The sequence below is a fragment of the Mycobacterium colombiense genome, from assembly GCF_001672755.1.
Lineage (GTDB): Bacteria > Actinomycetota > Actinomycetes > Mycobacteriales > Mycobacteriaceae > Mycobacterium > Mycobacterium colombiense_C.
The window spans coordinates 1-13,962 of sequence record NZ_LZKI01000101.1; the positions used below are offsets into that span (position 1 = coordinate 1).

A 13,962-nucleotide genomic window follows, 5' to 3' on the forward strand; every position below is an offset into this window, starting at 1 on the left:
TGGTCAACAGCGCCAGGCACAGCAGCGACACCGCGATCGGGAGGTGCCGCCACGGCGATTGCGCCACGGGGGTGTCGGTGTAGCGGTGCAGCCGCTGGCGGCGCCGCGCCTGGACCAGGACGTAGACGACCAGCAGGGCCAGGGGCACCAAGCCGAACAGCAACAGGCCCGGACGCTGGAACCCGTAGAGAGGTAGCGGGCCGATACCGGGAAGCGACACGTCACCAACCTAGCCCGTCGAGCGAGGGCGCTACTCGCGGCGCAGCCGTCCGTCGACGAACTGTTCCAGTTTCTCCCACTCGCGCACCGCCGCGGCGTACGGCGGCGACGGCTTGGTGACCGAGTCGGGCTCGAGCACTGCGGCCACCAACTTGCCGAGTGGCTTGCTCGTCTCGAGGGCCTTGTCGACGGTGCTCTCCTCGGAGTAGTCGCCGATGTCGCGGAGCACCTCGACGGCCAGTTCCAGCTGCTCGCGATCCACCGCGTCCGGTCCGTCGGCCAGGTCGTCGGCCAGCCCGCTGAGCACGTAGATGTTGTCGTCGGTGATCTCGACCGCCAGCGAGCCGTCGGTCGCGGCGGTGCGGATGTCGTCGTAGGTGCCCAGGTCGGCCAGGTCGTGGTCGTGCTCGTCGGCCAGGTAGCGGGCCAGCGCACGCTCGGACGTGAAGACGCTGATGCGTCCGTTGCGGCCCAGGAAGATCGGCTGGTCGTCCAGGTAGCAGCGCAGCGTGTAGAAGGTGCCAGAACTCGTCATGATCCGGATCGGGTCGATGCCCACCTGCAGCCAGAAGTCTTTGTCGCTGCCCAGCACGACGGTGTCGCCGGTCGCGCGGTCGGGCTCGTCGTCGGTGTCCTCGTCGTCCTGCGCCCCGGCGTCGTCCCCCGCGGCGTCCTCGGCAGCCTCTTCCTCGACGGCGTCCTCGGCGGCGGTGTCCTCGGCGGCGGTGTCCTCCTCCGGCTCGTCCTCCTCGCGCTCCTCGGCCAGTTCGTCGGCGGCCTTGTCCGACAGCTTGGCGTCCACCTCGGGGGTGCTGACGATGCCGTCGATCGCGGCGAGCACGTCGTCCCAGCTGCGCCCGATCACCTCGGCGAGCGCATTCCAGCGCTTGGCGCCGGCCTTGCCGGTGAAGTGCTCGATGCCGCCGGACACCGTGCCCAGGCTGGGGTTGCCGTTGAAGAACTTCGACACCGCCGCCAGCTCGCACACCGATCCGATGGACGACACGATCGACAGCGTGCCGGCCAGCGCGGACACCGACTCCTCGGTGGGCTTCTCCGCCACCAGCTCCTCGACGGCGACCAGGTCGAACTGCTGTTCGTCGGCGGGCTCGAAGGTGTGCGCGTGCGCCGCCCGCAGCTCTTTCCACGCCGGGTGGTCGGTCAGGTCGTTGTCGTCGTCCGAGCGCACGAACGCGACCAGGTCGGCGACGCTGGCGAACCCGAACAGGTCCTCGTCCTTGCCCAGGAACGCCTCCCACTCGTCGCCGGAGTCGCGCCAGCGGGGTGCCCACACGGTGTAGCGGTCACCTTCGGACAGGCTCAGGCGGATGGGCACGAGGTCAGCAACCATGCGGCACAGAATAGCGACGAGCGGCGATCGCGAGTGCGGCGGAGCCGGGCGAAGCGGGACTAGCCCCAGATGTCGGTGATGGGCGCGGCGTTCGCGGCGTAGCCCGTCTTGGGCAATCCGTACATCTGCTCCACGGTGGCGAGCACGTTGTAGTGGTTGATCTGTTCGCTGTAGTTGCCGGGACGGACGTGGGCGCCGTAGAACACCGTGGGGATCTGGTTGCGGCTGCCTCCAACATTGGAATTGTCGTCCTCGTCGAACGTCACGATCAGCAGGCTGTTGTTGGCCACCGCCCAGTTCGCGTACCCGGACAGCTCGCGGTTCAGCCAGGAGTCGGCCTGCGCGATCGAGCCGTCGTGCATGTTGTCGTTGTTGTCGGGGATGACGAACGAGACGGTCGGCAGGCTGGAGTAGTTGCCCCTCGGGAACGCGGAGAACGGCAGCGAGTTCGCCGCCGGCACGTTGGTGAAGTTGGCCCAGGGCACATGCTTGCGCGCGTACTTGCCCGCGCTGCAGACCGGTGATCCGGCCGCCGGCAGTCCCTCGGCGAAACCGACGAATGTGTAGCCCGCGGCAAGCAATTCGGAGCCGAGATTCGGCGCGGCGCCGCCGTTGACCGGGCACAGGTCCTTGGTCACGCCGAATGTGTTGCCGGCGAACAGCGCCAGGTAATTCGGTTCGCTGGGATGGGTTTCGGCGAACGATTGGGTCATGTTGGCGCCGTTCGCGGCAAGCGTGGTGATGAAGGGCGACGACTTGTTGCCGATGATGCCGTTCTCGGAGCGGTTCTCCTCGACCACGATCACGATGTGCGCCGGTTGCGGAATGGCCGCTGCCGCAAGGCCTATGCGCGGGGTCAGCGGGCTGGCCGCCAGCGCCACCAGCGCCCACGCGCCAAGGATGCGCAGGCTCCGGTACGCCCCGCCGATCAGCCTTCTCGGACTTCGAATTTCGCGCAACACGCCCGGAGTATAGGAACGGGCGCAGGTGACTTGCGAGACGGACGCGAGCGTGTCAGAAGGGCTTTGCCCGATCGTTATATACCCTCGACCCCATGGAAATGTGCGTCGTCGATCACCCGTTGGCCGCCGCCCGGCTGACGGTGCTGCGTGACCAACGCACCGATACCGCCGGATTTCGCGCGGCGCTGCACGAGCTGACGCTGATGCTGGTCTACGAAGCCAGCCGGGACGCGCCGCGAAAGTCGGTGAAGATCCGCACGCCGGTGGCCCCGGCGGTCGGGACGCGTCTGGTCAAGCCGCCGCTGCTGGTGCCGGTGCTGCGGGCCGGGCTGGGCATGGTCGACGCCGCGCACGCGGCGATACCGGACGCGGAGGTGGGCTTCGTCGGTGTGGCCCGCAACGAGGAGAGCCACCTGCCGGTGCCGTATCTGGAGGCGCTGCCCGACAAGCTCGCGAACAGGCCGGTGATCGTCCTCGATCCCATGCTGGCCACCGGCGGGTCGATGGTGCACGCCATCGACCTGTTGGCGCGCCGCGGCGCAACGGACATCACCGTGCTCTGTGTGGTGGCGGCCCCGGAAGGCATTGCGGCGGTGAGGAAAGCGGCGCCGGCCGCGCGGGTGTTCACCGCCGCGGTCGACAAGGGCCTGAACAAGGCGGCCTATATCGTGCCGGGCCTGGGCGACGCCGGCGACCGCCAATTCGGGCCCAACCTGTTCACCAGCTCTGCACCGCGGCCACCAGCTCCTCGCGCAGGGAGCCGGCGCGCCGCCGCGAAGAGTCCAGGTCGTCGTGCACCGCGCAGCGAATCTCCAAGTAGCACTTCAACTTCGGCTCGGTCCCGGAAGGCCGCACCACCAGCCTGATCGACGTGTCGTCGTCGCCGCCGGTGAAGATCAGCGCGTCGGTGATATCGGTGAGGCTCGCGGTGTAACCGGCCAGCGCTTTCGGCGGCGCCGCGCGCCACCGCCGCATGAGTTCTACCGCCTCGGCGGGATCGGCGACCCGGCGCGCCACCGCGGCGACGTCGTGCACCCCGTACTGCCGGGCCAGCTCGTCGAGGGCGTCGGGCACGGTGCGGTTACGCGCCTTCAACGCGGCCACCAGGTCGCATACCAGCACCGCGGCGCTGATGCCGTCCTTGTCGCGGACGGCCGCGGGGTCGACGCAGTGCCCGATCGCCTCCTCGTAGGCGTAGATGAGCGTGCCGCCGGGCACTTCCGCGTCGGCGCGGGCCAGCCATTTGAAGCCGGTGAGGGTTTCGACGTGGACGGCGCCGTGGCGCGCTGCGATGGCCGCCAGCATCCGCGACGACACCAGCGTGCTGGCCACCACCGGTGTGTCCGGGTGGGTGGTGGACAGCAGGTAATCACCCAGCAGCCAACCGGTTTCGTCGCCTGACAGCATCCGCCACCGCCCCGCATCGGGAACGCCGACCGCGCACCGGTCTGCGTCGGGGTCCAGCGCGATCGCCGCGTCGGCGCCGATGTCGGCGGCCAGGGTCAGCAGTGCGTCGGTGGCGCCCGGCTCCTCGGGGTTGGGGAACGCGACCGTGGGAAAGTCCGGGTCCGGTGCGAATTGGCTTGCAACGGAGTGCACTTCGGTGATTCCCGCGCGGTGCAACGTCTCGACGGCCACCGCACCGCCCACCCCGTGCAGCGCGGTCAGCGCCACCCGCACCGACCCGGCGCCGCGCCGCAACCCGGCGGCCCGCTCGATGTAGCGCTCGACCAGGTCGGTGCGCGCGGGTTCGACGGGCGCCCTGCCGATCTGGTCGGCCGGCGGGGCGGCGGCCATCGCGGCTTCGATCTCGCGGTCGGTGGGGGAGACGATCTGGATGCCGCCGTCGAGGTACACCTTGTAGCCGTTGTCGGCGGGCGGGTTGTGCGATGCGGTGATCTGGATGCCGGCCGCTGCGCCGGTGTGCCGCACGGCGAACGCCACCACTGGAGTGGGCACCGCACCGGGCAGCATCAGCACGGAAAACCCTTGGGCGGCAAGCACTTCTGCGGTCACCGTGGCGAACACCGCCGAGCCGTGCCGGGCGTCGCGACCCACGATCACCGACGAGCCGTGCAGGCCGCGCCCGATCAGCACCCGCGCCACGGCCCAGCTGGCTTGCGACACCACCGCGACGTTCATGGCGTCGGGTCCGCCGCGCACCGGGCCGCGCAGGCCCGCCGTGCCGAATTTCAGGGGGCGGGCGAACCGCTCGGCGAGTTCTCTCGCGTCACACGCGGCGAGCTCGGCGGCCGTCGCCGGGTCGGGATCGTGGGCGATCCACTCCTCGGGCGTCATGGCCTAGAACCGGGGGAGCTGCTCGAGGATCATGGCCAGCAGCGCCCCCATCCGGGTGGCCGCCGCGGTGCCGGCGGCCAGCACCTCGGTGTGGCTCAGCGGCTCGCCGCTGATCCCGGCGGCCAGGTTGGTCACCAGCGACACCCCCAGCACCTCGGCGCCGGCGGCGCGGGCCGCGATGGTCTCGTGCACCGTCGACATGCCGACCAGGTCGGCGCCCAGCGTGCGCAGCATCCGGATCTCGGCGGGCGTCTCGTAGTGCGGGCCGGGCAGCCCGGCGTAGACGCCCTCGGTCAGCGTCGGGTCGGCCTGGCGGGCGAGCGCGCGCAGCCGCGGGGAGTAGGCGTCGGTCAGGTCCACGAATTGCGGGCCGACCAGCGGGGAACGGGCGGTCAGGTTCAGGTGGTCACTGATCAGCACGGGTTCGCCGACGGCCATGTCCGGGCGCAGGCCGCCCGCCGCGTTGGTCAGCACGACCGCGCGCACGCCGGCCGCGCAGGCCGCCCGCACCGAGTGCACGACGTGACACAGGTCGTGGCCCTCGTAGGCGTGGATGCGCCCGACCAGCACCAGCACCCGGTGTGCACCGATGCGCATCGAGAACAGCTCGCCGGTGTGCCCGACCGCGGTGGGCGGGGAGAACCCGGGCAGCTCGGCCTGCGGCAGCACGGCGGTGGGGGTGCCGAGCGCGGCGACGGCCGGGGGCCAGCCCGATCCGAGCACGATGGCGACGTCGTGCTCGGCGATTCCGGTGCGTTCGGCGATGGCCTCGGCCGCCCGGCGCGCGAGGTCGCCTGGGTCGGACGGGGTTTCGGTCACAGCGGGAGCCTAGCCGCGCGGCGGCGAGCGCCGGTAGCGGCGCGAGTGAGGAGCGCGGCGATCGAGCCTAGCCGCGCGGCGGCGAGCGCCGGTAGCGGCGCGAGTGAGGAGCGCGGCGATCGAGCCTAGCCTTCGCGGGGGAGGCGCGGGGCCGTCGAGCCTGGCCGTGCGACGGTGTCCCCGCTATATGTCAGGATCTGCCGTATGAATCTTCGTAGGTGGCCGGTGGTTGGCCCGGTCATGGGAACAGCCGTCGCTGTTGTGCTGTCGGTGGTTTCGATCACATTCGGCCCGGCGCCGTCGGCGAAAGCGGACTGTCCCGACGTACAACTCATCTTCGCCCGCGGTACCGCCGAGCCGCCCGGCCTGGGCGTGGTGGGCGACGCGCTGTTCGGCGCGCTGCAGCCCGCGCTGGGATCGCGCAACGTCGACTCCTATGCGGTGAATTACCCGGCCAGCTACAACTTCCTGACCACCGCCGACGGCGCGAACGACGCGCGCGACCACATCGCGCAGATGGTCGACCAGTGCCCGTCGACGCGGCTGGTGCTGGGCGGCTTCTCGCAGGGCGCCGCCGCGGTCTCGATGCTCGCGGGGGTGCCGCCGGTGGGTCAGCGCATCGGCAACTTCGGCTCGGCCCCGGCGCTGGATCCCGGCCTGGCCAACAAGATCGCGGCGGTCGCGGTGTTCGGCAACCCCGGCAACCGCTTCAACACGCCGCTGTCGTCGACGGGTGCGTTCGCCGGCCGCGCCATCGACCTGTGCAGCGAGGGTGATCCCGTCTGCGTCGTCGGCGGCCGCGACCGCGATGCGCACCACGACTACTCCGCACCGCCGTACCCCGGCCAGGCGGCGGGCTTCATCGCGGGGCTGGTGTAGCCCGGCGGGGTTGGGCCCCGATCACACACTGCGACATACTGCGAGAGTGCCCATAACCCCGTTAGACAGCGTTGAAGATGTCGTGCGGCGGCGTGGTGCCGACCTTGTCGAGTTGTCTCATGACATCCACCGCGAGCCTGAGCTGGCCTTCGCCGAGCATCGCAGCTGCGCCAAGGCGCAGGCACTGGTCGCCGAGCGCGGCTTCGAGATCACCGCGGCCGCCGGCGGGCTCGACACCGCCTTTCGCGCGGACTTCGGCAGCGGGCCGCTGACCATCGGGATCTGCGCCGAATACGACGCGCTACCCGAGATCGGCCACGCCTGCGGCCATAACATCATCGCGGCCTCGGCGGTGGGCACCGCGGTGGCGGTGGCCGCGGTGGCCGACGACCTGGGGCTGCGGGTGTCGCTGCTGGGCACGCCGGCCGAGGAGGCCGGCGGCGGCAAGGCGCTGCTGCTGAAGGCCGGGGTGTTCGACGACATCGCCGCGGCGGTCATGCTGCACCCCGGGCCGGCCGACATCGCCGGCGCCCGCTCACTGGCCCTGTCCGAGGCGACGGTGAACTACCGCGGCAAGGAATCCCACGCGGCGGTCGCGCCGCACCTGGGCATCAACGCCGTCGACGCGGTCACCGTCGCCCAGGTGGCCATCGGGCTGCTGCGCCAGCAACTGGCGCCCGGGCAGCTGGTGCACGGGATCGTCACCAACGGCGGCCAGGCGGTCAATGTCATCCCCGGGCGCGCGGCGGTTCAGTACGCGATGCGCGCGGTCGAAGCGGATTCGCTGCGCGAGCTGGAGGGCCGGATATACGCCTGCTTCGCCGCGGGCGCGCTGGCCACCGGCTGCGAGTACGAGATCGACAACCCCGCACCGCCGTATGACGAGCTGAAGCCCGACCAATGGCTGGCCGACACCTTCCGCGACGAGATGTGCCGGCTGGGCCGCGAGCCGGTGGCCCGCGAGTACGAGGCGGCACTGCCGATGGGCAGCACCGACATGGGCAACGTGACGCACGTGCTGCCCGGGATCCACCCGGTGGTCGGCGTCGACGCCGGCGGAGCCATGGTTCACCAGCGCGCGTTCGCCGACGCCGCGGCCGGTCCCAGCGCCGACCGCGCGGTGATCGAGGGCGCGATCATGTTGGCGCGCACGGTGGTTCGGCTGGCCCAGACGCCCGCCCAGCGCGACCGGGTGCTGGACGCGCAGCAGCGCAGGCGCGGCGGGGCGCCGTCATGAACCTGGTCGACGCCGCCGATGCCTGGCTGGCCACCCACCACGACGATCTGGTCGAATGGCGCCGGCATATTCACCGCTACCCCGAGCTGGGCCGCCAGGAGTACGCGACCACCCAGTTCGTCGCCCAGCGGCTGGCCGAAGCCGGGCTCAACCCGAAGGTGCTGCCCGGCGGAACCGGGCTGGTCTGCGACATCGGCCCCGAGCACGAGCCCAGGATTGCGCTGCGCGCGGACATGGACGCCCTGCCGATGGCCGAGCTCACCGGCGCCCCGTACGCCTCCAACATGCCGAATGTGGCGCATGCCTGCGGTCACGACGCGCACACCGCGATCCTGCTGGGCACCGCGCTGGTGCTGGCATCGGTGCCCGAGCTGCCGGTCGGGGTGCGGCTGATCTTTCAGGCCGCCGAGGAGCTGATGCCCGGCGGGGCGATCGACGCCATCGCGGCCGGGGCGCTGTCCGGGGTGTCGCGGATCTTCGCCCTGCACTGCGACCCCCGGCTGGAGGTCGGCAAGGTCGCGGTCCGGCACGGCCCCATCACCTCGGCGGCCGACCAGATAGAGATCACGCTGTATTCACCCGGCGGGCACACGTCGCGGCCGCACCTGACCGCCGACCTGGTGTACGGGCTGGGCACGCTGATCACCGGGCTGCCCGGGGTGTTGTCGCGCCGCATCGACCCGCGCAACGGCACCGTGCTGGTCTGGGGCGCGGTCAACGCCGGCGTGGCCGCCAACGCCATCCCGCAGACCGGCGTGCTGGCCGGCACCGTGCGCACCGCGAGCCGGCAGACCTGGGTGGGTATGGAGGAGATCATCCGCGAGACCGTATCCGGGCTGCTGGCACCGCTGGCCATCGAGCACACGTTGCAATACCGGCGCGGCGTGCCGCCGGTGGTCAACGAGGACGTCGCGACGCGCATCCTCACCCACGCGATCGAGTCGATCGGCCCCGACGCGCTGGCCGACACCCGCCAGTCCGGCGGCGGCGAGGACTTCTCCTGGTATCTGGAGGAGGTTCCCGGTGCGATGGCCCGGCTGGGGGTGTGGCCGGGGGTGGGCCCGCAGCTGGACCTGCACCAGCCGACGTTCAATCTCGACGAGCGCGCCCTGCCGATCGGGGTGCGCGTGATGACGAACATCGTCGAGCAGTCGGCCGCCTTCGAGCGCTCCTAGGCGCCGGTGGCGCGGACCATGTGGCGGGTGCCGTCGGCAAGCCCGGTCAGGCGCCGGTTCCCGGACCGATGTTGCTTGCCGGGCGGGTCCGCAACCAGTGCACGTATTCGCTTGGCGCACCGGCGATTTCGGCAGCGTCGGCCATCACGCCCAGGTACCGCGCCGACGGCATCCCGCCCTCCCAGGCGTCCAGGACGTACAGCCACGCCAGCACCGGGTCGGTGTCGGTGTCCGAGGAGATGCGCTCGACTCTGCACCGGATCTTCTTGTGGACGCCGAACTCCGAGCCCTCCCAGCGGTCCAGGTTGTTCTCGTCCGCAGGTGTCATGTCGTAGAGGACGACGAACACCTTCGAATCCGGGTCCTCGACGACGCTGGCCAGCGCGCCCTCCCAGCCGATGTCCTCGCCGCCGAAGGTCAGTCGCCAGCCGTGCAGCCAGCCGGTTCCGGCCATCGGCGAATGGGGCGCGCGTTTCTGCATCTGCTCGGGATCCATGTTCGACCCGTACGCGGCGTAGAGCGGCACGGGGAAAGCTTAGACGTCCGATGCTGGTGGGTCTTCCCCCGAGCATTCGCAGGGTCTGCGCCGCTTCGTTAGGTTGGGGGCTGTGGTGACCCGCATCGTGATCCTCGGCGGAGGCCCGGCCGGTTACGAAGCCGCGCTGGTGGCCGCGACCTCGCACCCCGACTCGACCCGCGTCACGGTGATCGACTCCGAGGGCATCGGCGGGGCGGCCGTCCTGGACGACTGCGTGCCGTCCAAGACGTTCATCGCCTCGACCTGGCTGCGCACCGAATTGCGCCGGGCGCCGCGGCTGGGGTTCGAGATCGACATCGACGACGCCAAGATCTCGCTGCCGCAGATCCATGCCCGGGTCCGGCAGCTCGCCACCGAGCAGTCCGCCGACATCACCGATCAGCTGCTCAGCGTGGGCGTGCACGTGGTGGCCGGCCACGGCGAGCTGATCGACCCCGCGCCGGGCCTGGCCTGTCACCGCATCAAAGCGACCGGGGCCGACGGCACCACCAGCGAGTACGAGGCCGACGTCGTGCTGATCGCCACCGGCGCCAGCCCGCGGGTGCTGCCGTCGGCGCCGCCCGACGGCGAGCGGATTTTGACCTGGCGCCAGCTCTACAACCTGGAGGCGCTGCCCGAGCACCTGATCGTGGTCGGGTCCGGGGTCACCGGAGCCGAATTCGTACACGCCTACACCGAATTGGGTGTGCCGGTGACCGTGGTCGCGAGCCGGGACCGGGTGCTGCCCTACGAGGACGCCGACGCCGCCCTGGTGCTGGAGGAGGCGTTCTCCGAGCGCGGCGTCCAGCTGGTCAAGAACGCCCGCGCGCAATCGGTGACCCGCACCGAGAACGGCGTGTTGGTCACGCTGGGCGACGGGAGCACGGTCGAGGGCAGCCACGCGCTGATGACCATCGGGTCGGTGCCGAATACGGGCGGCCTGGGCCTGGACCGGGTCGGCATCGAGCTGGGCCGCGGCGGCTACCTCACCGTGGACCGGGTGTCGCGGACCTCGGTGGCCGGCATCTACGCCGCCGGCGACTGCACCGGGCTGCTGCCGCTGGCCTCGGTCGCAGCCATGCAGGGCCGGATCGCGATGTATCACGCGCTGGGCGAGGGCGTCAGCCCGATCCGGCTGCGCACGGTGGCGGCGACGGTGTTCACCAGGCCCGAGATCGCCGCCGTCGGGGTCCCGCAGACGATGATCGACGACGGTTCGGTGCCGGCCCGCACGGTCATGCTGCCGCTGCGGACCAACGCGCGGGCCAAGATGTCGGGGCTGCGCCAGGGCTTCGTGAAGCTGTTCTGCCGTCAGGCCACCGGCGTGGTGATCGGCGGCGTGGTGGTGGCCCCGATCGCCTCCGAGCTGATCCTGCCGATCGCCGTGGCGGTGACGAACCGGATCACCGTCAACGAGCTGGCGCAGACGCTGGCGGTTTACCCGTCGTTGTCCGGCTCGATCACCGAGGCCGCCCGGCGGCTGATGGCGCACGACGATCTGGACTAACGGTTAGCCTTGGTGGAGCACGTCCTACTGACGAGTAACCGAGGAGGAGTTTCCCCAGTGCGGTGTCCAGTGAGGAGTCCTGGTCGTGACTGATCCCGTACACGCGCCCACCCAGCGCAGCTCGCCGGTTTCCGTGCTGGGACCGCGGCAGCGCGAGGCCGCCTGGGAACGACTGGGCTCCGAGCAGTTCGACGTGGTGGTCATCGGCGGCGGCGTGGTGGGCTCGGGCTGCGCGCTGGACGCCGCGACCCGCGGGCTCAAGGTGGCGCTGGTGGAGGCGCGCGATTTCGCCTCGGGCACCTCGAGCCGCTCGTCGAAGATGTTCCACGGCGGCCTGCGCTATCTCGAACAACTGGAGTTCGGGCTGGTGCGCGAGGCGCTTTATGAGCGTGAGTTGTCGCTCACCACGCTGGCGCCGCATCTGGTCAAGCCGATGCCGTTCCTGTTCCCGTTGACCAATCGCATGTGGGAGCGTCCGTACATCGCCGCCGGCATCTTTCTCTACGACCGGCTGGGCGGTGCGAAATCGGTTCCGGCGCAGAAACATTTGACGCGCGCCGGTGCATTGCGGCTGAGCCCGGGCCTCAAGCGCAGCTCGTTGATCGGTGGAATCCGGTACTACGACACGGTTGTCGACGACGCCCGGCACACCATGACCGTCGCGCGCACCGCCGCGCACTACGGGGTGGTGGTGCGCACTTCCACCCAGGTGGTCGCCATGCTCCGCGAAGGCGATCGGGTGACCGGCGTGCGCGTCCGAGACTCCGAGGACGGCGCGATCACCGAAGTCCGTGGGCACGTGGTGGTCAACGCGACCGGGGTGTGGACCGACGAGATCCAGGCTTTGTCCAAGCAGCGCGGGCGATTTCAGGTCCGTGCGTCCAAGGGCGTGCACGTGGTGGTACCGCGCGATCGCGTCGTCAGCGACGTCGCGATCATCCTGCGCACCGAGAAATCGGTGATGTTCGTCATCCCCTGGGGAAGCCACTGGATCATCGGCACCACCGACACCGACTGGAATCTCGACCTGGCCCACCCCGCGGCGACGAAGGCCGACATCGACTACATCCTGCAGACCGTCAACACGGTACTGGCCATCCCGCTGACACACGCCGACATCGACGGCGTGTACGCGGGCCTGCGGCCGCTGCTGGCCGGCGAGAGCGAGGAGACATCCAAACTGTCCCGCGAGCATGCGGTGGCGGTGCCCGCGCCGGGCCTGGTGGCCATCGCCGGCGGCAAGTACACCACGTATCGGGTGATGGCCGCCGACGCGATTGATGCTGCGGCCCAATTCATTCCGGCCCGGGTGGCACCGTCGATCACCGAGAAGGTCAGCCTGTTGGGGGCCGACGGCTACTTCGCGCTGATCAACCAGGCCGAGCACGTCGCCGAGCTGCAGGGTCTGCATCCCTACCGGGTGCGTCATCTGCTGGACCGCTACGGCTCGCTGATCGGTGACGTGCTGGCGCTGGCGGCGCAAAGCCCCGACCTGCTCAACCCGATCAAGGAAGCACCGGGCTACCTGCGGGTGGAGGCGCTGTACGCCGTAACCGCCGAGGGCGCTTTGCATTTGGAGGACATTCTGGCCCGCCGGATGCGCATCTCCATCGAATACCCGCATCGCGGCGTGGACTGCGCCCGCGAGGTCGCCGACGTGGTCGCGCCGGTGCTGGGCTGGACGACCGGGGACATCGAGCGTGAGGTCGCGAACTACACCGCCCGGGTGGAGGCCGAGATCCTGTCCCAGGCCCAGCCCGACGACGTGTCCGCCGACGAGTTGCGGGCCAGCGCGCCCGAGGCGCGCGCCGAAATCCTCGAACCGGTCCCGCTCAGTTGAACAGGCCCTGAGATGGCCGTGCGGCCGGCGCCACTGCCCGTGCGGGACGGACTGGGCCCGGCGCGGGTGCGGCTGCGCGGCGGGCCGGTGCTGGCCGAACTTACCGCCCGGTTCGGCGCGCAGGCCCGCGCCAAGGTGCTGGCCGGTGAGGTCGTGGGCGCCGGTGGCGCGGTAATCGACGCCACCACGGTGCTTCCCGCCGGCGCGAGCGTCTACCTGTACCGCGAGCTGCCGGACGAGGTGCCCGTCCCGTTCGACATCCCGGTGCTGCATCGTGACGCCGACATCGTGGTCGTCGACAAACCACACTTCCTGGCCACCATGCCGCGCGGACGCCACGTCGCGCAGACCGCGCTGGTGCGGCTGCGGCGGGAACTGGGGTTGCCCGAGCTGAGCCCGGCGCACCGGCTCGACCGGCTGACCGCCGGGGTGCTGCTGTTCACCGCACGGCGCGAGGTGCGCGGCGCCTACCAGACGCTGTTCTCCCGCGGGATGGTCGCCAAGACGTATCTGTCCCGGGCCGGCGTCGACCCGGAACTGAAGTTGCCCCGCGTGGTGAAGAACCGAATCATCAAGCGTCGCGGTCACTTACAGGCCGTCTGCGAATCCGGTGAGCCAAACTCCGAGACCCTTGTGGAGCTGGTGGCCCCGGATGGGCTGTACCGGCTCACGCCACGCACCGGGCGCACCCACCAGCTGCGCCTGCACATGGCCTCGCTGGGGATACCTATCGAGGGCGATCCGTTGTATCCCAACGTTATTGACGTCGCGCCCGATGACTTCAGCGCCCCGCTGCGGCTGTTGGCGCAGCGCATCGAGTTCACCGATCCGCTGACCGGCAATCCGCGTGAGTTCGTCAGCCGCCGGGTTGGCCCCTGAGCTGATACCGCTAGTCGGATTGGTCCGCTCTAGGAGAGGTGATCGGGGGCAGCCGCTCGAGTTCGCGAAGGTGATCGATGATCGCTGCCAGACTCTTGAGGGCCTGGGGGGTCAGCCCGGATGCACGGGCCGCCAGATCGCGCACGCCGTTGTCGCGCAATGCCTGCAGGAGGTTGAGTTGCGCGTCGATGGCCGGGTCCGTGTCTCGATCTATCAGGTAGGACGCCGGCACCCCGAAAAACTCTGCGATCGCCCGCAAATGCGCGACCGTCGGGTTTC

11 protein-coding genes and 3 pseudogenes are annotated in these 13,962 nt (G+C 70.5%); 7 read left to right on the forward strand and 7 right to left on the reverse strand.

Annotation, left to right across the window (positions count from 1 at the left end):
- The 3 genes and pseudogenes from A5708_RS14245 to A5708_RS14255 form a co-directional block, all read right to left on the reverse strand.
- A pseudogene (locus A5708_RS14245) lies at positions 1-220 on the reverse strand (hypothetical protein); the annotation flags it as partial.
- Between the two features lie 30 nt (positions 221-250).
- Positions 251-1,570 (reverse strand): primosomal protein, encoded by a 1,320-nt coding sequence (locus A5708_RS14250; protein ID WP_065029249.1) that lies wholly within the window; start codon positions 1,568-1,570, stop codon positions 251-253.
- A 59-nt stretch (positions 1,571-1,629) separates the two neighbouring features.
- A complete protein-coding gene (locus tag A5708_RS14255; RefSeq protein WP_065029258.1) occupies positions 1,630-2,478 on the reverse strand; it encodes an alkaline phosphatase family protein in 849 nt (282 codons plus the stop codon).
- A gap of 146 nt (positions 2,479-2,624) precedes the next feature.
- Between A5708_RS14255 and upp the strand changes: the two are divergent.
- A pseudogene (gene upp / locus A5708_RS26290) lies at positions 2,625-3,242 on the forward strand (uracil phosphoribosyltransferase); the annotation flags it as partial.
- Between the two features lie 7 nt (positions 3,243-3,249).
- Here upp and A5708_RS14265 read toward each other — a convergent pair.
- Together A5708_RS14265 and A5708_RS14270 are read right to left on the reverse strand one after the other, a co-directional pair.
- The gene (locus A5708_RS14265; RefSeq protein WP_065029250.1) at positions 3,250-4,830 is read right to left on the reverse strand and encodes a phospho-sugar mutase; all 1,581 of its coding nucleotides are present in this window, start codon (positions 4,828-4,830) and stop codon (positions 3,250-3,252) included.
- A 3-nt stretch (positions 4,831-4,833) separates the two neighbouring features.
- Positions 4,834-5,649 carry a purine-nucleoside phosphorylase gene (locus tag A5708_RS14270; RefSeq protein WP_065029251.1) on the reverse strand — a complete coding sequence of 272 codons (816 nt, stop codon included), beginning with the start codon at positions 5,647-5,649 and terminating at the stop codon, positions 4,834-4,836.
- Between the two features lie 264 nt (positions 5,650-5,913).
- Here A5708_RS14270 and A5708_RS14275 point away from each other — a divergent pair, with 264 nt between their 5' ends.
- Genes A5708_RS14275 through A5708_RS14285 form a run of 3 tightly spaced genes read left to right on the forward strand, consistent with a single transcriptional unit; the run spans position 5,914 to position 8,940 of the window.
- On the forward strand, positions 5,914-6,528 hold the full coding sequence (locus A5708_RS14275; RefSeq protein WP_196772639.1) for a cutinase family protein: 615 nt from the start codon (positions 5,914-5,916) through the stop codon (positions 6,526-6,528).
- Between the two features lie 46 nt (positions 6,529-6,574).
- On the forward strand, positions 6,575-7,765 hold the full coding sequence (locus tag A5708_RS14280; RefSeq protein ID WP_065029253.1) for a M20 family metallopeptidase: 1,191 nt from the start codon (positions 6,575-6,577) through the stop codon (positions 7,763-7,765).
- The gene (locus tag A5708_RS14285; protein ID WP_065029254.1) at positions 7,762-8,940 is read left to right on the forward strand and encodes a M20 family metallopeptidase; all 1,179 of its coding nucleotides are present in this window, start codon (positions 7,762-7,764) and stop codon (positions 8,938-8,940) included. The genes A5708_RS14280 and A5708_RS14285 overlap by 4 nt, the downstream gene beginning before the upstream one ends.
- Before the next feature lie 46 nt (positions 8,941-8,986).
- On the opposite strand, the gene A5708_RS14290 is transcribed toward A5708_RS14285, so the two are convergent.
- Positions 8,987-9,466 carry a gamma-glutamylcyclotransferase gene (locus A5708_RS14290; RefSeq protein WP_064883354.1) on the reverse strand — a complete coding sequence of 160 codons (480 nt, stop codon included), beginning with the start codon at positions 9,464-9,466 and terminating at the stop codon, positions 8,987-8,989.
- 82 nt (positions 9,467-9,548) lie between these two features.
- On the opposite strand from A5708_RS14290, the gene A5708_RS14295 reads away from it, so the two are divergent.
- The 3 genes from A5708_RS14295 to A5708_RS14305 all read left to right on the forward strand — a co-directional run bounded on the left by A5708_RS14295 (position 9,549) and on the right by A5708_RS14305 (position 13,683).
- Entirely contained in the window at positions 9,549-10,964 is a 1,416-nt protein-coding gene (locus A5708_RS14295; protein ID WP_065029255.1) for an NAD(P)H-quinone dehydrogenase, read from the forward strand.
- 85 nt (positions 10,965-11,049) lie between these two features.
- Positions 11,050-12,804, forward strand: a complete 1,755-nt coding sequence (locus tag A5708_RS14300) for a glycerol-3-phosphate dehydrogenase/oxidase (protein WP_065029256.1) — start codon at positions 11,050-11,052, stop codon at positions 12,802-12,804.
- A 12-nt stretch (positions 12,805-12,816) separates the two neighbouring features.
- The gene (locus A5708_RS14305) at positions 12,817-13,683 is read left to right on the forward strand and encodes a pseudouridine synthase (protein ID WP_065029257.1); all 867 of its coding nucleotides are present in this window, start codon (positions 12,817-12,819) and stop codon (positions 13,681-13,683) included.
- 10 nt (positions 13,684-13,693) lie between these two features.
- On the opposite strand, the pseudogene A5708_RS14310 reads toward A5708_RS14305, so the two are convergent.
- A pseudogene (locus tag A5708_RS14310) lies at positions 13,694-13,962 on the reverse strand (XRE family transcriptional regulator); the annotation flags it as partial.

Coding starts and splice junctions, on each gene's coding strand:
- A5708_RS14250 (WP_065029249.1), bottom strand. CDS start 1,570: ATGGTTGCTGACCTCGTGCCCATCCGCCTGAGCCTGTCCGAAGGTGAC.
- A5708_RS14305 (WP_065029257.1), top strand. CDS start 12,817: ATGGCCGTGCGGCCGGCGCCACTGCCCGTGCGGGACGGACTGGGCCCG.
- A5708_RS14265 (WP_065029250.1), bottom strand. CDS start 4,830: ATGACGCCCGAGGAGTGGATCGCCCACGATCCCGACCCGGCGACGGCC.
- A5708_RS14285 (WP_065029254.1), top strand. CDS start 7,762: ATGAACCTGGTCGACGCCGCCGATGCCTGGCTGGCCACCCACCACGAC.